This is a genomic window from Erwinia sp. PsM31, from assembly GCF_030433775.1.
GTDB lineage: Bacteria > Pseudomonadota > Gammaproteobacteria > Enterobacterales > Enterobacteriaceae > Erwinia > Erwinia aeris.
Genome location: NZ_JARUWZ010000006.1, coordinates 1 through 21,594, shown reverse-complemented (window position 1 = coordinate 21,594; position 21,594 = coordinate 1). Strand labels below are relative to the sequence as shown.

Here is a 21,594-nt window from a genome sequence, read left to right as displayed (position 1 = left end):
AGGGGCATCGGCCGATGCCCCTTCCGCTATTGCGGATAGGCCACCCAGTCGCCGCCGTTCAGCCGGATCCACGGCTTGCCCTGATACATCATCACCACCGCGTTGTCGTTTTCCGACACCACCTGCGTTTGCGGCAGGTTTTCGGTCAGCACCGACATATTGACGTTGGCGGCGTTGAACACCTGGCCGTCCACCACGCGGGAAACCAGATCGGAGAGCGCCAGCAGGCTGGTCGGCGCCTCCACGGTCATCGGCTGCGCCTGGTGCGGCGCTTTCATCCCGGCAAACTTAATGCCGACGGGCACGTGCGTGATGTTCGGGCTGGGGATATCGCGCAGGCCGGACATCTGCATTTTATCGCCCTGTAGCGCCGCGCCGTGCTCCGGCACGATCATCACCATTACCCGACGACCCGATTTATCCAGATTGGTCAGGAAGGTATCAAGCTGATCGAACAGCAGCTTAGCGCGCGGCTGCCAGGCGGCGGTTTTGGTGCTGCCCAGCTCGCGGGTGCCGTCGTGCAGTGGGATCAGGTTATAGAAGGTGGCGGTGCGGGCGTCCGCGCTCTTCTGCCGTTCATCCAGCCAGCGCTGCATCAGTTCGCCGTCGTTAAAGACCGGCGTGCTGTCGAACGAGGTCCAGGACGCGCTGATACCGGCCTGCGACATCAGCGGCGCCTGCAGATCGCCATCGTCGCGCAGCTCCTGCAAATAGTTACCGAACACGCCGGTATGATCCATCATCAGCTGCTCTTTAAAGCCCAGCTTTGCCAGGTTATCGAACAGATAGCAGCGGCGATCGGTCGGCTTATAAAGATCGCTGTGCGAGGTCTGGCCGCAGCTGGCGCGCAGCAGACGGATCCCCGCCGGGCCGCTGTAGCCGGTAGCGGAGTTATAGTTGTTCAGCACGATATCGAAATGCTTCCACAGCGGATGATCGCGTAGCTGAGCCACTTCCGCATCGGACCACGAGAGCGAGCAGATGTTGACGATCAGAATATCGAACGGCGCTGAATCGGCAGGCAACGTGTCGGGAAAAGTCGTTACGCGCTGTTTTTCGCTGGCGTAAAACTTATTCAGATAGGCGGTCAGGTTGGCGCTGGTCGGCGGCGCCGACTGATCCATCGCGTTGGCGTTGGCCGCGGCTTTGTTCGGCTGCGCCGCGGTATTCAGCGCCACCGGCGGCGTCGCCTCTTTGGTCGGCAACAGCGCGAAGGAAGGCCCGGCCATATTGACCACGTTGATCCACAGCAGCATCAGCGACACCAGCACCGACACGCGCACCCACTGGGAGACAAACAGATAGATCACCAGCATCACGAACCCGGCGCCAATCATCTGCCAGTTAACGAAACGGTTAACCAGATCCAGCAGATAGGCGCCGGAGAAACCGGCCAGCTGGCTGCCTTCGCTGAGAATACTTTGCGGGCCGGGCAGCCAGGTATCGTGCCAGAACAGGCCCAGGCCGATGGGAACGGAGATCCAGTTGCGCCAGCGGTGCAGCCGCTCGTTGGGCAGCGGCAGCAGCAGCCATGCCAGAAATACCAGGTTGGTCAGGGCGTGGAAATTCAGATAACCAAACCACAGCAGCGCGAATTTGATCAGGAAATAGAAATTCCAGCCGCCGAGACCGCGCCAGTGCAGCAGGAGCGTCGGCTTTCGGGTCTTTGGTTGACTCATGTCTTATCCGATTTTGAAGAGTTACGCCGCCAGAGGCCTTCGTACTTCAGCGCGCGAGGCGGCGTGACCCGCAGCACCAGTCCCCGCCACTGCCTGGGCAGCCAGCGGGCGTAAAAGGGTTTCAGTAACAGCAGCAGCAGCACCGCCAGGATCAGGATTTGCACTCCATCCATTAACGTCATGTCGTGGTGTCCTGGCCAAGGGTGATATTGTGCGGCTGACGGCGCGCCTGCGGAGCGGTCACGGCCGACGCCGACGGCGCGGCGACAGGCGCGGGCGCATCCCGCCAGGCGGTCGGCACCTTGCTGGTCAGCTGGCGGACTTCCGACAGGATCTGCAAGTCTTCATGCCAGACCAGCCGGTTGGTAAAAATCTCGTCGTGCGGCAGATGAAAAATAAATTTCAGTGCGGTATTCAAATCGCTGAAGCGGCAGGAGGAGAGAAACAGATAGAGCCGGTCGTCCAGCAGGGTAACCAGATCGCCGTAGCGACGCGGCTTGCACAGCGTCAGCGCCTGCTCCGGCTTCAGCTCCGGCACGGGACGCAGCGCCACCAGCAGCCCTTTGCCGTTTTCCGGCAGCAGCGTATTGTTCACCAGCAGCGTCACCGACTGGCAAAAGTCCGCCAGCGGCAGATAGCCACGCGCCTGCAAAGGCTGCATCGACTTCATCAGCGCGCTGAGATCGCCCGGCACGTGGCGGTTATAGGATTGTCCCTGAATGCCTTCCAGCATGGTCAGAAAGCGCGACATGGTGGCGTTGATCGGCACGATGCTGTTGACGCCGCAGGCCAGCAGCAGCCGCTCGTCGCTGTAGCGCAGCGACGCCCGCATTTCCCGCACCACGATTTTCAACCCGCTGCCGCGCGTGCGGCGCAGGCTATGGATCTGTTCCGCCAGCGCCGGGATCTGGTCGTTATGCTGTAGGCTGAAAATCACCGTTGCCGCGCTGGCCTGCTGTGCGCGGTTGTGCAGTTCCGCATTGCTGTCAAACAGCGTCCACTGGCTCGACAACGGCGGCGCGCCTTCCAGTACTGTTTTCTCCGCCAGATAGAGCGCTTCGTCGTTCAGCGTCAGCGGCGTGCTTTGCTCTGCCTCCAACAGTCTGAACTGGTCCATATTCAGATCCAGACGTAATGCGCGATCGGCCAGCATTCCGCCGCTATTGGCCCACCAGTTGATGCGGTAATCCCAGCAGTCCTGCTGCCAGTCCAGCTGCGCCAGGCCATCGACATGACGATAAAGACTTTGCAGCCGGGTGCGCAGCGCGTTGATTACTGAACCAAAGCTAATGATTAGCAGCGTGATGGGTTTAGCATTAAGAAAGTGTTGTATCTTTTTTGTCCACAGCCGCAGCTCGTCCTGAGTTAACTTTTCCCACAGGGAAGCGGGGGCAAAAAACAGGACCAGACGAGGTTTTTCTGACAACACGCGAGCCAGATCGTCGGTAAAAGCGTGCAGCGCCCGACGGGTCTCCGGCAGAGAGAAAAGCGGGATGGCCGCAGGCCCGCCGACGGGCGCGGGCGAAAGCAGCGTATCCGGTGCCAGGCCTGACGCTATCAGCGTAACGGTATGCTGCGCGGCGATACACTGACGGGCCAGACAACGGGCGTCTTCCTGACGGTTGGCCGTCAGCCAGTAACATCCCGACGGCTGCATCAGCATCAACTCATCTCTGACCTGTTCAAATCCTAACGTAAATGGAGGTGTCATAAGATATTTCGCAACCCGGCTTGTTCTACGGCTAGAGTGTAGTCCAGTTAAAAAATGAAGTAGCATCATTGTATTCTGGCTAATATACATTACAACTTATAGCAAACCGACCTGCACCCGACCTAAGAATTTTCTTGCTCGGGGGGAATTTTTTGCTGCCTTCTGGGGCTATCTCTATGAGTCAACAGTCTGACAAAACGCGGCCGCTGGCGCGTGGAACCCAGGACGATATTGCGCAACTGGAACGCGCTTTTTCGCTACAGAACTGGCGCTATATCGATATCGATCGCCAGGAAAGGCTGGCCGGGATCCTGGACCGCTGGCCGCTGCTGGCCGAGCTGGCCGATCCTACGCCGTCCGGAGAGCAGTAATGGCGGTGATTGCGCTACAGAGCGTCAGAGGCGGCGCCGGGGCGACATCGTTGACCGCTGCTTTTTCCTGGGCGCTCAATCAGCTGGGCGAACAGGTCATTACCGTCGATTTATCGGCCGATAATCTGCTGCGGATGCACTTTAATATGCCGGTGGGGCAGTCGCGCGGCTGGCTGCGGGCGGCCATGGACGGGCAGCCGTGGCAGCAGAGCGCGCTGCGCTACGCGCCGGGGCTGGATTTTGTGCCTGCGGGGCGGCTTAACGACGATGAACGGATGGATTTTATTCGCCATCCGGAAAAATACGCCCACGCCTGGCTGACGCAAATCGACGCGTTAAGAAAGCTCTACCCCTGGATCCTGCTCGACGTGCCCTCTGGCGATACGCCCTGGACGCGAGCCATGGTGGCGCTGGCCGACCATATCCTTAGCGTGGTGACGCCGGACGCTAACTGTCATATTCGTTTGTTTCAGCAAACTTTCCCCACCAACACGCTGTTTCTGCTCAATCAGTTTTCCCCGGTCAGCAAGGCGCAGCAGGATCTGCATCAGCTTTGGGTCAACAGCCTGGACAACTTTATTCCTTTAACCCTGCATCGTGATGAAGCGGTGGCGGAAGCGCTGATGAGCAAGCAGCCGCTGGGCGAATACCGGCCACACAGCCTGGCAGCGGAAGGCATGATGACCTTCGCCAGCTGGGCGCTGATTAATCTGCAGGCGCGCGCATGAGGTCGCTGCACTGGCTATTGATGCCCGCCGCAACGGCGGCGCTGCACGAACGCTATGCGGGCTATCGCCAACACGGCGCGTCGGCGGCAACCGCCGCGCTCCAGTGCTTCTGGGTCACGCTCGGCTGGGCCTTTCTCCGTTTTGAAACGCCAGCCTGGCAGCGGGTTCAGGCGCAGCGTCGCCGCCTTTATCCGCATATTTCGCCGGAAAGGCCGCATCCTGCGGATATTTTACGCTATCTGCTGCAAACGCTGTGGCTGCTGCTGGTGGTTCCTTTTAACGGCGTCTCGCTCAGCGAGCGTGCAGGCCGCTATACCCTGAGAACGCCGCGCCAGCGCTTCTATAACTGGCTGGACAAGCTGCCGGAAAAAGCGGCCGCGCGCGACATGGAAAAGCGGGTTGAACGCCAGCTGCGTCGCGTGCCGCCAACGCTGCGTAAAGCGCTGTTCGGCGTGGCGATTGCGATCGCTACGGCGCTGGCGCTGCTTTGCATCTCGCAGCCGTTCGATCTCTTTACGCAGTTTATCTTTGTCGCGCTGCTGTGGGGCGTGGCGATGGTGGTACGGCGCATCCCTGGCCGCCTGTCGACCATGATGCTGATCGTGCTGTCGCTGACGATTTCCTGCCGCTATCTGTGGTGGCGCTACACCTCGACGCTGAACTGGGACGATCCGCTGAGCCTGACTTTCGGCGTGCTGCTGATCGCGGCGGAAACCTATGCCTGGGTGGTGCTGATCCTCGGCTATTTTCAGACCCTGTGGCCGCTTAATCGTCCGCCGGTGTCCATGCCGGAAGATATCAGCAGCTGGCCGACGGTGGATCTGCTGGTGCCGACCTATAACGAGCCGCTGAGCGTGGTGAAGCCCACGCTGTACGCCGCGCTGGGTATCGACTGGCCTAAAGACAAGCTCAATATTTACGTGCTGGATGACGGCAATCGAGAGGAGTTCCGCGCCTTTGCGGAGAAAATCGGCGTGCACTACGTGGCGCGTCCAACGCATGAACATGCCAAAGCGGGCAATATCAACCACGCACTGCGTACCCATTGCCGCAGCGAGTTCGTGTCGATTTTTGACTGCGACCACGTGCCAACGCGCTCGTTCCTGCAAATGACGCTGGGCTGGTTTGTGAAAGACCCCAAACTGGCGATGCTGCAAACGCCGCACCACTTTTTCTCGCCCGATCCTTTTGAACGCAACCTGGGCCGCTTCCGCCGGACGCCGAACGAAGGCACGCTGTTCTACGGGCTGGTGCAGGACGGCAACGACGTGTGGGACGCCGCGTTTTTCTGCGGCTCCTGCGCGGTGATCCGACGTACCGCGCTGGATGAAATCGGCGGCATCGCGGTGGATACCGTGACCGAGGATGCGCATACCTCGCTGCGCCTGCACCGCAAAGGCTACACCTCCGCCTATATTCGTATTCCGCAGGCGGCCGGGCTGGCGACAGAAAGCCTGTCTGCCCATATCGGGCAGCGCATCCGCTGGGCGCGCGGCATGGTGCAGATTTTCCGACTGGATAATCCGCTGACGGGCAAAGGGCTGAAGCTGGTGCAGCGGCTCTGCTACGCCAACGCCATGCTGCACTTCCTTTCCGGCATTCCCCGGCTGATCTTCCTGCTCGCGCCGCTGGCTTTTCTGCTTTTTCACGCCTACATCATTTTTGCCCCCGCGCTGGCTATCGCCATTTTCGTGCTGCCGCATATGCTGCACACCAGCCTGACCAACTCGCGTATTCAGGGCCGCTGGCGACACTCGTTCTGGAGCGAGGTCTACGAAACGGTGCTGGCCTGGTATATCGCGCGGCCGACCACGGTGGCGCTGTTCAATCCGCATAAGGGCAAATTCAACGTGACGGCCAAGGGCGGCCTGGTGGAAGAGCAGCATCTCGACTGGGTGATCACCCGACCCTATATGCTGCTGGTGCTGATTAACGTCGCCGGTCTGATAGCTGCCGTCTGGCGGCTGAACTATGGCCCGCCCACGGAAATCCTGACGGTGCTCGTCAGCGTGGTCTGGGTGATTTACAACATGATTATCCTGGGCGGCGCGGTGGCGGTTTCCGTCGAGGCGCGCCAGCTGCGTGAAGCGCACAGGGTAGAGATCGCCATGCCGGCGGCGCTGGCTCGTGAAGATGGCCATATGCTGCCGTGCACGCTGCGCGACTACTCCGACGGCGGCGTCGGCCTGGAGCTGCGCGAGGAAAACCAGCTGAAGGAACATGAAAAGGTCTGGCTGCTGCTGCGGCGAGGCCAGCAGGAATTCAGTTTTCCCTGTGTGGTGCAGCGTACCTTTGGCCGCCGTGCCGGGATCCGCCTGCATGAGCTGACTACCGGGCAGCACGTGGAATTTATCCAGTGCACCTTCGCCCGCGCCGATACCTGGGCGCTGTGGCAGGACAGTTTTCCTGAAGACAAACCGATGCAGAGCTTCGCTGACATTATGGTGCTGGGCTTTAAAGGCTATCTGCGCCTGGCGGAGTACGGCCCGCAGCCGCTGCGCGGGCTGTTTGCCGGGCTGACGCGTCTGACCAGCTGGCTGGCTTCCTTTTTCCCGAGGGGCCCAGGGCGACCCGATCCCACGATCCACTGACGCAAAGTTGATGATGAAACGATGACGAGAAAACTACGCTGGTTCACTGCTGTTCTGATGGGCGTTATGCCGCTGACCTGGGCGGCGCCCGACTCTGCGCCGCTGCCGATGACCGCTACGGACGCGCCTGCCGCGGCCGATCCTGCCGCGCCGGTCGCTGTCGATCCCGCCGCGCCGGTACGCGACGTGACGCGCACTTTTGCCCAGATCGCGCCGCCGCCGGGCGTTTTCACGCTGACCGGCACCCGAACCCAGGGGCAGATTGAATTCGGCGTGCGCAGCGACGAGCTGGTGACCAAAGCGCTGCTGACGCTCAGCTATCGCCCTTCGCCTGCGCTGCTGCCTGTGGTTTCGCATCTTAAGGTCTATCTGAACGATGAAATGGTCGGACTGGTGCCGATCGCGCAGGATCAGGCAGGCAAAACCAGCCAGATCCAGCTGCCGCTGGATCCGCGTTTTATCAGCGACTTTAACCGCGTCCGGCTGGAGCTGGTCGGCCACTACGCCAATATGTGCGAAAACCCCGCTAACAGCGCCGTCTGGCTGGATATCGGCAAGGAAAGCTCGCTGGCGCTGACACTGCAAAAGCTGCCGCTGCAGGACGATCTCTCGCATTTCCCGGAGCCGTTTTTTGATTCGCGCGATAACCGTCCGCTGATCCTGCCGATGGTCTTTGCCGGCGCGCCGGGCCTGGGGCAGCAAAAAGCCGCCGCCGTGCTGGCTTCCTGGTTCGGCACCAAAGCGGACTGGCGCGGGCAGTCGTTTCCGGTGCTCTATAACCAGCTGCCGGAGCAGCAGCACGCGGTGGTGTTTGCCACCAACGACCAGCGGCCGGACTTTTTAAAAACGCTGCCGCCGGTGGATAAGCCGACCATCGCCATCGTCAATCAGCCGCAAAATCCCTGGGAGAAAATGCTGCTGGTGATGGGACGCGACGATAACGATCTGCTGAAGGCGGTGCAGGGGATTGCGCAGGGCGAGGTGCTGCTGCGCGGGCAAAGCGCAACGGTGGACGAGGTGAAAGAGCTGATGCCCCGCAAGCCGTATGACGCGCCGAACTGGGTGCGCACCGACAGGCCGACCACCTTTGGCGAGCTGCAGCAGTATGCCAACCAGCTACAGAGCGACGGCCTACAGCCGAATCCCATTGCGCTGACGCTGAAACTGCCGCCGGATCTCTTCCTGGTGCGCGCGCGCGGCATCGATATGAATATCACCTATCGCTACACCACGCCGATGCAGGAAGACGGCTCCCGGCTGGCGGTTAACCTGAACAACCAGTTCGTGCAGGATTATCCGCTGTCGGGCAAGCACGACAACGGCAGACAGCTGCTGCGCATTCCGCTGGTGCAGGGTCTGACCGACAGCAGCACCCAGTTGACCATTCCGGCGCTGCGCCTGGGCGTGGTAAACCAGCTGCGCTTCGACTTCGATTACGCCAGCCTCTTTTACGGCGGCACCTATAACAGCGCCACGAAAGAGAGCCGCTGCGCCACCGTTACCCCGGTGTCCAATCACGTGGTGATTGATGATAACTCCACTATCGATTTCTCCGGCTACCGCCACTATATACAGATGCCGTCGCTGCGTGCCTTCGCCAACGCGGGTTTCCCTTTCAGCCGCAATGCCGACCTGGCACAAACGCTGGTGCTGGTTAACGCGCGGCCAGAGGCGGACAAGGTCAGCGCGCTGCTGAACGCGCTGGGCAATATTTCTGCGCAGACCGGCTATCCGGCGCTGAAAGTGAAAATGACCGACGACTGGAGCAAGGCGCAAGAGCAGGATGACGATCTGCTGATGATTGGCGAAATCCCGCAGACGTTGAAGGACGACAGCAAAATCAACCTGCTGGTGGATGCGGCGAAAAGCTGGGTCAACAAGCCTAATCGCCAGAACGACTTTTCCACGCGGCCTCTGTCGACTGACGACATGTACGCGGAAAGCCAGACCACCATCAGCTCCAGCGGGCCGATGGCGGCGATCGTCAGCTTTAAATCGCCTTTCCACGACCAGCGAAGCGTGGTGGCGCTGCTGGCGGACAGTCCTCGCGCCTGGCAGCTGCTGAACGGCGCGCTGATCGACAGCGATAAACGCGCGGCGATTTTCGGTTCGGCTTCGGTGATCCGGGAATCCGGCGTGAACAGCCTGCGCGTGGGCGACATCTGGTATGTCGGCCATCTGCCGTGGTGGGAGCGCGTCTGGAACGCGCTGGCCACGCATCCGATTATGCTGGCCGCGTTTGCCGCCGTGGTGGTGATCCTGTTCGCGCTGCTGCTGTGGCGTTTAATGCGCAGCATCAGCCGCCGTCGCTTAGGCGATGAGGACGATCTGTAATGAACCCGCACTGGCTGGCACCCGCGCTGCTGCTGCCGCTGAGCGGCATGGCGGCCGAGACGGCGCAAGTTTCGCCCGTTGACTGGCTGCTACAGCAGGTGCGCGTCGGCGAAGCGACCAACAAGTTCGATCTGGTCAGCCAGTCGCTTTATCGGCTGGAAAAGATTGCGCCGGACAATCCGCAGGTGCTGGCGGCGCAGATCCGTCAGGATTTGCGCTCGGGCCAGCAGGATCGGGCGCGGGAAAGGCTGACGCGACTGAAAACAATCGCCCCCGACGCGGTAGCCACTCGCCAGGCCGAAGCGAGCCTGTTGCTGGTTGCCGAAGAAGGACGGCAGCAGCTGCAGCAGGCCAGACTGCTGGCGGCTTCCGGCCATCTTCCCGAGGCGCGAGCGGCCTGGGACAAGCTGTTCCACGGCGTGTTTCCTTCCAGCGATCTCGCGCTGGAATACTGGCGGCTGGTGGCTCGCCTGCCCGAGCAGCAGCCGCTGGCCTTAACGCAGCTGGAGGCGCTGGATCGGGACGCGCCGGGCAACGTCAATGTCAAAATGGCGATTGCGCAGATGCAGCTTGGCGACAACCGCGCGGCCGCGATTAAGCAGCTACAGGAGGTCGCCAACGAACCGGCGGGAAGGACGCAGGCCGCCGAGCTGTGGCTGAACGATATCAGGTCGCAGCCGGTTACCTCGCAGACCGTGGCGCAGCTGCAAACCTATCTGCGCACCTTTACCAGCGATAAACCGCAGGCGGACGGCCAGCTTGAGCTGGCGCGGCAGGAGCAAATGCTGGCGGATCCCGCCTATCAACAGCGGCTGCGCGGACTGGCCCTGATCGATAAAGGCGAGAGCACGGCGGCGATCCCGGCGCTGCGGGCGGCGCTACAGGCCAGCCCCAACGATCCCGATCTGCTGGGCGCGATGGGTCAGGCGCTGTCGCGCGCTAACAAACGTGAAGAAGCGGACGGCTATTTTCAGCGCGCCGTGGCGGCAGATGCGCAGGGCACGGACATCGGTAAGTGGCAAAGCCTGCTGCAATCCAACCGCTACTGGCTGGCGATTGCCGCAGGCGACAAAGCGCTGGCGGCAGGCGACGTTCGCGGCGCGACGCGGAGCTATCAGCAGGCGCAAGCTCTGGACAACACCGACGGCTACGCGCTGATTGGCCTGGGCGATGTGGCGGTGGCGCAGAAAAATGCCGACGCCGCCGAGGCGCTTTTCCGCCGCGCGCGCCAGCTTGATCCGGACAACGCCACGGCGACGCAGCGGCTGGTCACGCTCTATCAACAGCAGTCGCCGGAAAAGGCGCTGGCCTTTATCAACGGCCTGCCTGCGGCGCAGAAGCGCTCGCTTGGCGCGACGCTCGCCAGCCTGCGCAGCAGCACGCTGAGTGCGGAAGGCGATAAACAGGCGGCGGCCGGGCGCTGGGCAGAGGCGGCGGAACAGTATCGCCAGGCGCAGCAGGGCGCACCGGATGATATCTGGCTGAACTATCGGCTGGCGGGCGCGCTGCGTCAGGCGGGCCAGCCTCAGGCGGCGGATCGGCAGATGGCGGCAATGGCGCAGCGCCAGCCCGGCGTGCCGACGCAGGCCTATGCTTACGCGCTCTATCTTTCCGGCAGCGATCGCGCAGAGGAGGCGATGCGGCAGCTTCAGGCTTTGCCCGCCGCAAAATGGGACGCGAACATTAAGGCGCTGAACGATCGGCTGGAAACGGACAGGGTTATTGCCCGCGCCGAAGAGCTGCGCGCCAACGGCCAGGAAAGCCAGGCCGTTGCCCTGCTGGGCCAGCTGCCGCCTTCCAGCCGCATTGCGCTGACCGAGGCGGACTGGGCGCTGGCGCGCGGCGATGCGCAGCAGGCGCTGACGCGCTATCGCGACGTCGGCGAGAAAGAGCCGCAGAATAACGACGCGCGGCTGGGCGAAATCGAAGCGCTGGTGGCGTTAGGGGATCTGCCCGCCGCCAAACAGCAGTTGCAGGCTTTACCGTCGGCCGTAGCGGAAGCCAGCGTCAATACCGGACGGCGGGTGGCGAACGCGGCGCAAAGCGTCGGCGATACCGCCCGCGCCGCCACGCTGTATGGCCTGCTCAAGCCAAAGGCGGCGCAGGAGATGCCTTCGCAAAGCAGCGCGCTGGTGTTTCGCGATGCGGCAAGGCTGGAAGCGGCGCAGAACGATCCTGCCGCCGCGCAGTATGATTATCGTCAGGCGATGGTCGCCAGCGGCATCGCTACGACGGCGCCGCAAAGCACCGAAGACTATACGCGGCTGACGCGCAATAACGAGCAGGATGACTGGCTGAAGCGCGGCATCCGCAGCGAAGCGGCCGATCTGGCGCGCCAGCAGGACACCACGCTGACGCTGGCGGAGGATTACGCCAGAAATAAAGGCACCGGCGGTGTTTCCGATTTCACCGCGCACACTACTATGGCGCAGGCGGAAACGCCGTTCGGCCAGGGCAAAGGCTGGCTGCGGCTGGATAACGTGGATATTTCAGCGGGCACCTTCTCGCCCAACAGCCTCGGCAATATTGATGAAAATTTCGGCACCTGCGCCAATGCTGACGCAACCTGCAACCGGGATTTCCGCCAGCATCAGAACGGCACCAGCGTTGGCGTCGGCTACAACAGCGACAAATGGTCGGCGGATATCGGCACCACGCCGCTGGGCTTTGAGGTAACCAACTGGGTTGGCGGCTTCACCTGGAACACCAGCCTGAGCGATCTTGGCGTGTCGCTCACCGCCTCCCGCCGTCCCATTTCCAGCTCGCTGCTGGCCTACGCGGGCGCGCGCGATCCCAATACCGCCAGCGGCAAAACCTGGGGCGGCGTGGTCGCCACCGGCGGCGCGGTGGGCCTGAGCTACGACAAAGGCGGCGCGCACGGCGTCTGGGCCGATATCAGCGCCCATCAGATCACCGGTGAAAACGTCAAGGACAACGCCCGTGAACGGCTGATGGTCGGCTACTACTATAAGCTGCTCAACGAAGACAACCGACGGGCAACTATTGGCCTGAACGGCATGTTATGGCACTACACCCGCGACTTAAGCGACTATTCGCTCGGCCAGGGCGGCTACTACAGCCCGCAAACCTATAACTCGCTGTCGGTGCCGCTCAATTACCGTCAGCGCACGGAAAACTGGTCGTTCGACGTGGGCGGTTCGGTTTCCTGGTCCCACTCCCGCACCCACGCGCAGTCGCGCTATCCGTTAAGTTTCGGCGCGCTGACCAGCGATAATCCGCAGGGCACCAGCAGCAGTAGCAGCGGCTTTGGCTATACGCTGCAGGCGGCGGTAGAGCGTCGGTTAAGCGCGCACTGGACGCTGGGCCTGGGAATGGATATTCAGCAGGCGGAGGACTATACGCCCAGCCACGGCATGATTTATCTGCGCTATTCCATGGCGGGTTGGGAAGGCGATCTCGATATGCCGTCGCAGCCGCTGACGCCTTATGCGGACTTTAAATAGCGATCTGTGTTGTCCGAGCGCCGATTTCCTGTCGGAAAACACCTAATCGACCCCTGGCTGCAAGGGATAACTTAACAAGCGCCTGTCATAGGATATACTCAGGGCTGTTTTTGCCGCCCGCTTTGGCGGCAGTCAGCTTTGCGGAGAACAGGCTTGCGCGTTAGTCGTTCGTTAACGATAAAACAGATGGCGACGGTATCCGGCGTCGCGGTGGTCACCATCCTGATTTTTATCGTCATTCAACTTTTCCATTTTGTGCAGCAGCGCAGGATTGACTATGCCCAGCAGATGGAAAACGTCGCGCATACCGTGCGCCAGCCGCTGTCGCAGTCGGTGCTGAAGGCGGATATCGGCCAGGCTGAACGTATTCTTAATTCCCTTAAGCCCGCCGGTATTCTGGCGCGCGCCGAAGTCGTGTTGCCCAACGGGCTACAGACGCTGCACACCGATTTTGAACCGACGAAGCCGGTGCCGAAGCTTATCGCCACTATTTTTGAACTGCCGGTGCAAATCACGGTGCCGCTCTATTCGGTGGGGCCTTCCAACCCCAAGCCGCTGGCGCTGCTGGTGTTGCAGGCGGACTCCTGGCGCGTTTATCAGTTTATCCTCAGCGCGCTCTCCACCATGGTGACGACCTACCTGCTGCTGGCGCTGATCCTGTCGGTCGCTATCAGCTGGTGCATTAATAAACTGATCGTCAGGCCGCTGCGCAGGATCGCCGCCGAGCTGCACGATCTGCCGCCGCAGGAGGCGATCGGCCATCAGCTGGCGCTGCCCGCCCGCCATCGCGACGACGAGCTGGGCATGCTGATCCGCAGTTATAACCACAATCAGCAAGTTATCGAGACGGTGCACGATGAGATGCGTCGTTTGACTACGCGCGTTGCGCTGACCAATCTGCCCAATCAGACGCTGTTCCTGGCGCTGCTTGAGCAGCACATCAACGCAATAGCGGATAAAGACGGCTTCACGCTGATGGTGCTGCGCATCGAGACGCTACAGGAAGCGAACGGCGTGGTGGCGGACGAGCAGCGCGACGCGCTGACGCTGACGCTGCTGGATAAAATCCGCAACTGCATCGACGGGCAGACGCTGACCGGCCAGCTGTCGGACAGCGATTTTGTGCTGCTGATGAAACGCGCTACGCCTGTCCGCGCCATGCGTATGGCCCGGCTGCTGCTGCTGCGCCTGACCCAGCCTGTTATGCTGCATGAGATGCAGATCCGGCCCAGCCTCAGCATCGGTATGGCGACGCGGGAAGACGCTCATCTGAGCGCGACGGAGCTGCTGAGCCGGGCGGCGTCGGCCATGATGTCGGCGCGCCTTGAAGGAAAAAATCAGATCCTCTTTTTCGATGCCACCATGACCGAACGGGCGCATAAGCGGCTGACGCAGGAGCACGATATTTTGCAGGGGCTGAGCGACGGGCAGTTCGCGCTGTTCCTGCAGCCGCAGATTGATATGCGCAGCGGCCAGCCGGTCGGCGCAGAGGTGTTGCTGCGTATGCGTCAGCCGGACGGCAGCTGGAGCCTGCCGGAAGACCTGATCGTCAGCGCGGAAGAATCCGGCGTGATCCACGCGCTGGGCCGCTGGGTATTTGAAGAGGCTTGTCGCGTGCTGGCTGGCTGGCAAAAACGCGGTATCACGCTGCCGCTCAGCGTGAATATTTCCGCCGTGCAGCTGCGCGAACCGGACAGGGTGGCGCATCTGCAAACGCTGATCCAACAGTATCAGATTGCGCCAGGCAGCCTGATGCTGGAGCTTACCGAAACGGCACAGGTCGGTGAACCGGCGTTGGCGCTGCGGCTGCTGAACGATTTGCAGCAGGCGGGCGTCGCTGTCGCGCTGGACGATTTTGGCATGGGCTACGCCAATTTAAACTGGCTGAGCCAGTTTAAGTCGCTGCCGGTCAGCAAGCTGAAGATGGATCGCAGCTTCGTCAGCCCGCTGCCGGAAGAGAACGCCATGGTACGTATCGTGGCGGCTATCGCAGAGATCATGCAGCTGGAAGTGATTGCTGAAGGCGTGGAAACCGTTGAGCAGCGCGACTGGCTGCTGGCGCGCGGCATTCATATCGGGCAGGGCTATCTCTACGCTGGCGCGTTACCCATCGCGGAGTTCGAGCGCCTCTATTTTTAAGGGCGGGCTTTTGTGACTGAAAGAAACAACCGGCACGCCTTTGATCCCGGCCTGGCAGAAGCAAAAGTCGATGGTTGAAATATTGCACGCCAGGCGTAAAATGTAGTTACGTTTCTACATCATCCGCCGATGGGAGGCAATATGTCTGTCACCACAATGTCCAGCCGGGCGTTCAATCAGGCCGTTTCGGCCGCCAGACGGGCCGCAGAAGCCGGGCCGGTTTACATTACGGATCGCGGTAAGCCTGCCCACGTACTGCTGACTTTTGAAGACTATAAAAGATTGACCGGCTCAAGCCGTAATATTCAGGATGCGCTTGCCATGCCTGAGGCGGCGGAGATGGACTTCGAGCCAGAACGTGAAAATATCGTATTCAGGGACGTGGATTTCTCATGAGATATTTGCTTGATACCAATGTAGTTTCTGAGCTTCGTAAGGCACGGACGCCAAAAATAGATCCTGCGGTGGCGTGTTGGACTGACACTGTCGATGCAGGAGATATGTTTATCTCGGCTATTACCGTGATGGAAATTGAAAAGGGCATTCTTAATCTTGCCCGTAAAGATCCTCGCCAGGAAAAGATATTGCGCGGCTGGTTTACACGCCTGGTGATGCCGGAATTTAAAGATCGTATTTTGCCTTTTGACACGGCAGCCGCCGTTTATTGCGCGGGGCTACATATACCCGACCGACGTCCTGCCAATGATGCCATGATTGCCGCTATCGCTTACTGCCACAATATGACGCTCGTCACCCGTAACGTTAAAGACTTTGCCGGGCTGGGCGTGACGCTGCTTAACCCCTGGTGCTGGCAAAAATAGTCACTCAGGTTTTAACAAAGCCCTCACGTACTTTTATGCCGGTATTCACTGCTGAATGATCTCGGCATAGGCTGAGTCAGTTTAAATCGTTACCGATCGCGGAGTTCGAGCGCCTCTATTTTTAAGGGCCGCAGGTTGCTCAATCTGTTGCGGGACTAGCTGAGCCTGACGCCCGCAGCGCGGGTGATTGCTGTCAGCGTGGTCAGGGTCGGGTTTCCGGTTGCCGACAGCGTTTTGTAAAGCTGCTGGCGAGAAAGCCCTGATCTTTTCGCGATCTCGCTAATCCCTCCGCGAGCTTCTACCACGCGGCGTAACGCCGTTAAAAAGGCAGCGATACCGCCATCCTCATAAATATTTTCCAGCGCAATTTGCAGGTAGGTTTCGGCGTAAGTCGGATCGGCTTTCAGCTCTGCAATCGTTGCGGCATCATGATCGACCGTAGGCGGAAAGTTTTTAGCTGTTTTATGAATGGTTGTCACAATCTTTCCTCGCATTGTAATCGTGTAAATAAGAAATGGCTTTAGCGATATCAGCAGGTTGGCTGTTTTTATCGCCACCGTAAAAAAGAAGAATGACGGTTTTTCCTTCTATAGCGTAATAAACACGATAACCCGGCCCGTGGTTAATGCGCATTTCCCAAACCCCATCGCGCACGAATTTATGGTCACCAAAATTCCCGGCAGCGGCGCGATCGATCTGATTATCGATCCTGGCGGCCGCTTCCCGCTGTTTTTTACGTAGCGTCGTCATCCATGTTGCAAAAGGAACATTGCCTTTCCTGTCCTGATAACGACTAATCTTGTATGCCATCTCCCGGCATCCTCCACGCTTTCCCTTGTGTGTTAATTGTCTTTTATATAAGACAGGTGAGCAAGGTGTTTAATAAAATTTCTTGCCCTGAATGGCGTATCCGTAGGGTTCACTATCTTCGTTGCAGCAGCGTTAAGGAACGACTGAATGGATACATTATTATTACATGCACAGTGTTTTTTTTGAGAAAACCGCCTGCCCGAAACCCCATTTCACCGCTGCTGAAGTGATTCAGCTCTTAAAATCACGCCTCCGTTCGCGCAATGTTTATCAGATTATATCAATCCAGTTAACGCAGTGTTATTTTTGGCCTGTTGTCAAAATAACCATAGCCACGTCACCCGCCATCCAGGCCGTTAACGGATATTTTATGAAAACTTCCCTGTTTAAAAGCCTTTATTTTCAAGTGCTAACCGCCATCGCCGTCGGCGTACTGCTGGGGCATTTTTATCCGGAGCTGGGCGCGCAGATGAAGCCGCTGGGCGACGCTTTCGTTAAGCTGATCAAGATGATTATCGCGCCGGTGATTTTCTGTACCGTGGTGACAGGGATCGCCGGGATGGAAAGCATGAAAGCCGTCGGCCGTACGGGTGCGGTCGCGCTGCTTTATTTTGAAGTGGTCAGCACCATCGCGCTGATTATCGGCCTGATCGTGGTGAACGTGCTGCAACCGGGCGCAGGGATGAACGTCGATCCCGCCACGCTGGATGCCAAAGCCGTCGCCGTTTATGCGCAGCAGGCGGAACAGCAGGGCATCGTGGCCTTTTTACTGGATATTATCCCCGGCAGCGTTATCGGCGCTTTCGCCAGCGGCAATATTCTGCAGGTGCTGCTGTTCGCCATTCTGTTTGGTTTTGCGCTGCACCGCATGGGCGACAAAGGCACGCTGGTCTTTAACTTTATCGACAGCTTCTCGAAGGTTATTTTTGGCATTATCAATATGATTATGCGCCTTGCGCCGATCGGTGCCTTCGGGGCAATGGCCTTTACTATCGGTAAATATGGCGTGGGATCGCTGGTGCAGCTCGGCCAGCTGATTATCTGTTTCTATATTACCTGCGTGCTGTTTGTGGTGATCGTGCTGGGCCTGATCGCACGGGTGACCGGCTTCAACATCTTTAAGTTTATCGCCTATATCAAAGAAGAACTGCTGATCGTGCTGGGTACCTCCTCTTCCGAATCTGCGCTGCCGCGGATGCTGGATAAGATGGAAAAGCTGGGCTGCAAAAAATCGGTGGTGGGCCTGGTGATCCCAACGGGCTACTCCTTTAACCTGGACGGCACCTCAATTTACCTGACGATGGCCGCCGTGTTTATCGCTCAGGCGACCAACGCGCATATGGATATTGTCCACCAAATCACGCTGCTGGTGGTGCTGCTGCTCTCTTCAAAAGGCGCGGCTGGCGTGACGGGCAGCGGCTTTATCGTGCTGGCCGCCACGCTTTCCGCCGTCGGTCATCTGCCGGTCGCGGGCCTGGCGCTGATTCTGGGCATCGACCGCTTTATGTCTGAAGCGCGCGCGCTGACCAACCTTATCGGCAACGGCGTGGCAACGGTGGTGGTCGCGAAGTGGGTTGACCAGCTGGATGAAAAACAGCTGAAAGCGACGCTTAACGCACCGAAAAAGTCGAAAAAACTGTCGGAAACCCGCCTGTAAGCAGTTAATAACATAAATATCCCGCCGAAATGCCCGACGTGACTTGCCCTCACGTCGGGCATTTGCATAATAACCCCCATTGTTTGACTATTTTTCACTTTGCGGTGGGACATCCCCGCCGTCGCGTGGTCTAAGAAGCTATTCGTCGGCTTCCCTGAGTTATCCTTTCCACCGATAGCCGTAGGCCACCAGCGATTTTATTGGTTTGTGATTGAGTAGGGGTTCACATGCAGGGCACCACAATTCGTCTTTTAGTGGGTGGGATAGCGCTGGCCTTCGCCAGCAGTTCGGTGCAGGCTGAAACTCTTCAACCCGATCCCGCCTGGCAGCAGGGAAAACTGGAGAACGGTTTTCGTTGGCAGGTGCTGACCACGCCGCAGCGTCCCAGCGACCGCGTGGAAGTCCGCCTGATGGTTGATGCCGGGTCGCTGGTGGAAAGCACCCAGCAGGCAGGCTACAGCCATCTGCTGCCGCGCCTGGCGCTGGTGCATAACGCCAGGCTGGACACCGCGCAGCAGCGCTCGCTGTGGCAGCAAAGCATGAATCCGGATCGCCCTCAGCCGCCCGCAGTGACCTCGTATGACTTCACGCTTTATTCGCTTAGCCTGCCTAACAACCGCCCTGAAGTGCTGAAAGAAGCGATGAACTGGCTGGCGGCTACGGTCAGCGATATGACGGTCAACGAGCAGACCGTTAATACCGCGCTGAACGCCGACGATCCTATCGCTACCTGGCCTGCCGACCCGCAGGATCCCTGGTGGCGCTACCGGCTGAAAGGCTCCGCGCTGTTAGGCCACGATCCCGCTTCGCCGGTCAGCACGCCGGTGGATATGGCAAAGCTGAACGCTTTCTACAAACAATGGTATACGCCGGACGCCATGACGCTGTTCGTGGTCGGCAACGTGGAAAGCCGTGGCCTGGTGGAACAGATTAACCGCACTTTTGCGCCGCTACAGGGCAAACGTGAGACGCCCGCGCCGGTGCCGACGCTCTCTTCCCTGCCGCAGGAGCCTGTCAATCTGGTCAACGCTAAACTGAACCAGGATCGCCTGTCGCTGGTGTGGGATAACCCGTGGCAGCCGATCCGCGATTCGCAAAATCTACAGCGTTACTGGCAGAGCGATCTGGCGCGCGAGGCGCTTTTCTGGCACGTACAGCGCGTACTGAGCGACAATAAAGCGCAGAAAGTGCAGGTCGGCTTTGACTGTCGGGTACTTTATCAGCGCGCTCAGTGCGGGATTAATCTGGACGCGGACAACAACACGCTGGCCCCTAATCTGAACCTGATCGCGCATGAGATGGCGAATATTCGCGATAACGGTCTGCCGCAGGAAGAGTTCGACGCGCTGATGGCGCAGAAAACCGTCGAGCTGAACAAGCTGTTTGCGACCTACGCGCGCACCAATACGGACGTACTGATGAGCCAGCGCCTGCGCTCGCAGCAGAATGCGGTGGTGGATATCGCCCCTGAGCAGTACCAGAAGCTGCGGCAGAAGTTCCTGTCAGAGCTGACGCTGCAGATGATGAACCAGGAGCTGCGCCAACAGCTTTCGCAGCCGCTGACCATGCTGCTGATGCAGCCGCAGGGCGAGGCGGAAACCAACGTGCAGGCGCTTTACGACGGCTGGCAGAAAATTATGCAGCCTGCGCCTGCCGCTGAAGCCGCTCCGTCAGCGGTGGACGAGACCCGGCCTGAAGTGTCGGATATCCCCGCCACGCAGAATTAATCGACCCGGGGCGCCGTTCTTTTTTCGTCCTGCGGCTCAGCTCAATCGGCCGCAGGCGATTTCAGTCAGGCTGCGGCCAGATTAGAACTCGTCGCAGGCGCTTTCATCCAGGCTGCGGCCAGATTAGCACTCGTCGCAGGCGCTTTCAGTCAGGCTGCATAAGCCTGATTGGCAATCCCGGCGCAGTCGCTTAATTAAGGCTGCGTAGCGTAGACCAGATTCGCTCTTATCCGCGGTCGCGCGCTACCACTTGCGCGCGCGCAGCCACTCATTCACCAGCATCGGCCAGCTGGCAAGCGGCAGATCCGCCACGTTGCGGATGCCGAAGCCGTGACCGCCTTTCTCATAGAAATGCAGTTCGCTGGGCACGCCGTGCTCACGCAGCGCGCTGAACATCACCATACTGTTATTAATCGGCACCGATTCGTCATTAACGGCATGGATCAGCAGCGTTTGCGGCGTTTGCGCCGTTACGCGGGTTTCCAGAGAGTAGGCTTCGATTTCGCGCTGGGTCGGGCAGTCGCCCAGCAATTGCTGCCGTGAACCGGCGTGCGCCAGTCCTTCACGCATACTGATCACCGGATAGAGCAGCACCAGCGCATCGGGCCTGGCGGCCAGTGAATCGGCGATATCCTGCACAGGATAAAGCTTTTCGTCAAAGCGCGTGCCGACGCTGGCCGCGACATAGCCTCCGGCTGAAAAACCCATCATCACTATCCGTTTGCCGTTCAGGCCGCGCGCTGCGCGATGGCGCAAGACGCGCACGGCGCGCTGGGCGTCTGCTAACGGCGCTTCGGCCGCTTCATGGTGGCCGTCCTGCGGAAAACGGTAGGTCATCACCGCCAGCGTATAGCCCATAGAGGTAAAGAACATCGCCAGCGCGCTGCCCTCTCTGTCGATCATAATGCGCTCGAAACCACCGCCTGGCGCAACCAGCAGCGTTACGCCGTTGGAGGTTTCGGGATACCAGAACGCCAGCTCCGGGCAACGCACGCCCGAAGCAGCACGATCGAAAGGCTCATATTCTTTAGCCATATCCACAATCTGTGGGCTAACGCGTGAATCGCTGGCGCCTGGCGCATCGCCGTGGGGCCAGATAGTGATAATGTCGGCTTTCATAAACGCTCCCGCTCCGCCTTATTGGTCATACAGGCGAAGCTAAAAATTCAAATACCTTATGGTAATAAATTCAGCATCACCGATTTTGGGCTAAGCCGTCCACTATTCAGCGCTTAATTTCATCTATTTCAGAATTTATCCAGGAAGTTTAGCAGGTATTCTGGTCGCGATAAGACAGCAGAAATAAGTAGTATTAAATGCTGGAAGTTTGTTTTTTATTGAGAGGAAATAATTACCGTTAAGTTTTTAAAAGCTACCTGGCATCGCTTTCTGGATAATCCACTTTTTATTTGGCTTAGGTAAGATGGAAAATTTAGGGTAAATATCATTAAATTTGCCCGTTAGGCGCAAACCGCTGCTGTGTAATCTGTTGATTTGGTGCTTACTGCCTGTTACCTGTTACCTGTTACCTGTTACCTGTTACCTGTTACCTGTTACCTGTT

Annotated in this window: 16 protein-coding genes; 10 read left to right on the top strand and 6 right to left on the bottom strand. The window is 59.4% G+C overall.

Annotated elements, in window-relative coordinates:
* Nucleotides 1-26 precede the first annotated feature (26 nt).
* From bcsG to bcsE, 3 genes are read right to left on the bottom strand one after another with little or no spacing between them, the layout of a single operon-like run.
* Nucleotides 27-1,679, bottom strand: a complete 1,653-nt coding sequence (bcsG, locus tag QCD69_RS06950; RefSeq protein WP_301251502.1) for a cellulose biosynthesis protein BcsG — start codon at nt 1,677-1,679, stop codon at nt 27-29.
* Nucleotides 1,676-1,861 (bottom strand): cellulose biosynthesis protein BcsF, encoded by a 186-nt coding sequence (gene bcsF, locus QCD69_RS06945; RefSeq protein ID WP_253456500.1) that lies wholly within the window; start codon nt 1,859-1,861, stop codon nt 1,676-1,678. The genes bcsG and bcsF overlap by 4 nt, the downstream gene beginning before the upstream one ends.
* The gene (gene bcsE / locus QCD69_RS06940; RefSeq protein WP_301251501.1) at nt 1,858-3,390 is read right to left on the bottom strand and encodes a cellulose biosynthesis protein BcsE; all 1,533 of its coding nucleotides are present in this window, start codon (nt 3,388-3,390) and stop codon (nt 1,858-1,860) included. The genes bcsF and bcsE overlap by 4 nt, the downstream gene beginning before the upstream one ends.
* Before the next feature lie 176 nt (nt 3,391-3,566).
* Here bcsE and bcsR point away from each other — a divergent pair, with 176 nt between their 5' ends.
* From bcsR to QCD69_RS06900, 8 genes are all read left to right on the top strand, one after another.
* Nucleotides 3,567-3,761 carry a cellulose biosynthesis protein BcsR gene (bcsR, locus tag QCD69_RS06935; protein ID WP_301251500.1) on the top strand — a complete coding sequence of 65 codons (195 nt, stop codon included), beginning with the start codon at nt 3,567-3,569 and terminating at the stop codon, nt 3,759-3,761.
* Nucleotides 3,761-4,489, top strand: a complete 729-nt coding sequence (bcsQ, locus tag QCD69_RS06930) for a cellulose biosynthesis protein BcsQ (RefSeq protein WP_301251499.1) — start codon at nt 3,761-3,763, stop codon at nt 4,487-4,489. Before bcsR ends, bcsQ begins: the two co-directional genes overlap by 1 nt.
* Nucleotides 4,486-7,080 (top strand): UDP-forming cellulose synthase catalytic subunit, encoded by a 2,595-nt coding sequence (gene bcsA, locus QCD69_RS06925; protein WP_253456488.1) that lies wholly within the window; start codon nt 4,486-4,488, stop codon nt 7,078-7,080. The genes bcsQ and bcsA overlap by 4 nt, the downstream gene beginning before the upstream one ends.
* 21 nt (nt 7,081-7,101) lie before the next feature.
* On the top strand, nt 7,102-9,414 hold the full coding sequence (bcsB, locus tag QCD69_RS06920) for a cellulose biosynthesis cyclic di-GMP-binding regulatory protein BcsB (protein WP_301251498.1): 2,313 nt from the start codon (nt 7,102-7,104) through the stop codon (nt 9,412-9,414).
* Complete coding sequence (gene bcsC, locus QCD69_RS06915; protein ID WP_301251497.1) at nt 9,414-12,878, top strand: cellulose synthase complex outer membrane protein BcsC; 3,465 nt, start codon at nt 9,414-9,416, stop codon at nt 12,876-12,878. The genes bcsB and bcsC overlap by 1 nt, the downstream gene beginning before the upstream one ends.
* Nucleotides 12,879-13,031: 153 nt before the next feature.
* Nucleotides 13,032-15,017: a biofilm formation regulator HmsP gene (gene hmsP / locus QCD69_RS06910; protein ID WP_253456478.1), complete on the top strand. Its 1,986-nt coding sequence runs from the start codon at nt 13,032-13,034 to the stop codon at nt 15,015-15,017.
* Between the two features lie 141 nt (nt 15,018-15,158).
* Nucleotides 15,159-15,413, top strand: coding sequence for a type II toxin-antitoxin system prevent-host-death family antitoxin (locus QCD69_RS06905; RefSeq protein WP_253456475.1), 255 nt, complete (start codon nt 15,159-15,161; stop codon nt 15,411-15,413).
* Nucleotides 15,410-15,838: a type II toxin-antitoxin system VapC family toxin gene (locus QCD69_RS06900; RefSeq protein ID WP_301251496.1), complete on the top strand. Its 429-nt coding sequence runs from the start codon at nt 15,410-15,412 to the stop codon at nt 15,836-15,838. Before QCD69_RS06905 ends, QCD69_RS06900 begins: the two co-directional genes overlap by 4 nt.
* Nucleotides 15,839-15,993: 155 nt before the next feature.
* Here the strand turns inward: QCD69_RS06900 and QCD69_RS06895 are convergent, their stop codons facing one another.
* Both QCD69_RS06895 and QCD69_RS06890 read right to left on the bottom strand, forming a co-directional pair.
* Nucleotides 15,994-16,308, bottom strand: coding sequence for an addiction module antidote protein (locus tag QCD69_RS06895; protein WP_253461162.1), 315 nt, complete (start codon nt 16,306-16,308; stop codon nt 15,994-15,996).
* Nucleotides 16,301-16,648 carry a type II toxin-antitoxin system RelE/ParE family toxin gene (locus tag QCD69_RS06890; protein WP_301251494.1) on the bottom strand — a complete coding sequence of 116 codons (348 nt, stop codon included), beginning with the start codon at nt 16,646-16,648 and terminating at the stop codon, nt 16,301-16,303. Before QCD69_RS06890 ends, QCD69_RS06895 begins: the two co-directional genes overlap by 8 nt.
* 370 nt (nt 16,649-17,018) lie before the next feature.
* Here QCD69_RS06890 and QCD69_RS06885 point away from each other — a divergent pair, with 370 nt between their 5' ends.
* Both QCD69_RS06885 and QCD69_RS06880 read left to right on the top strand, forming a co-directional pair.
* Nucleotides 17,019-18,305 carry a dicarboxylate/amino acid:cation symporter gene (locus tag QCD69_RS06885; RefSeq protein WP_253456466.1) on the top strand — a complete coding sequence of 429 codons (1,287 nt, stop codon included), beginning with the start codon at nt 17,019-17,021 and terminating at the stop codon, nt 18,303-18,305.
* A gap of 227 nt (nt 18,306-18,532) precedes the next feature.
* Nucleotides 18,533-20,032, top strand: a complete 1,500-nt coding sequence (locus QCD69_RS06880; protein ID WP_253456463.1) for a M16 family metallopeptidase — start codon at nt 18,533-18,535, stop codon at nt 20,030-20,032.
* 243 nt (nt 20,033-20,275) lie between these two features.
* Here the strand turns inward: QCD69_RS06880 and QCD69_RS06875 are convergent, their stop codons facing one another.
* Nucleotides 20,276-21,151, bottom strand: coding sequence for an alpha/beta hydrolase (locus QCD69_RS06875; protein ID WP_253456460.1), 876 nt, complete (start codon nt 21,149-21,151; stop codon nt 20,276-20,278).
* Nucleotides 21,152-21,594 lie beyond the last annotated feature (443 nt).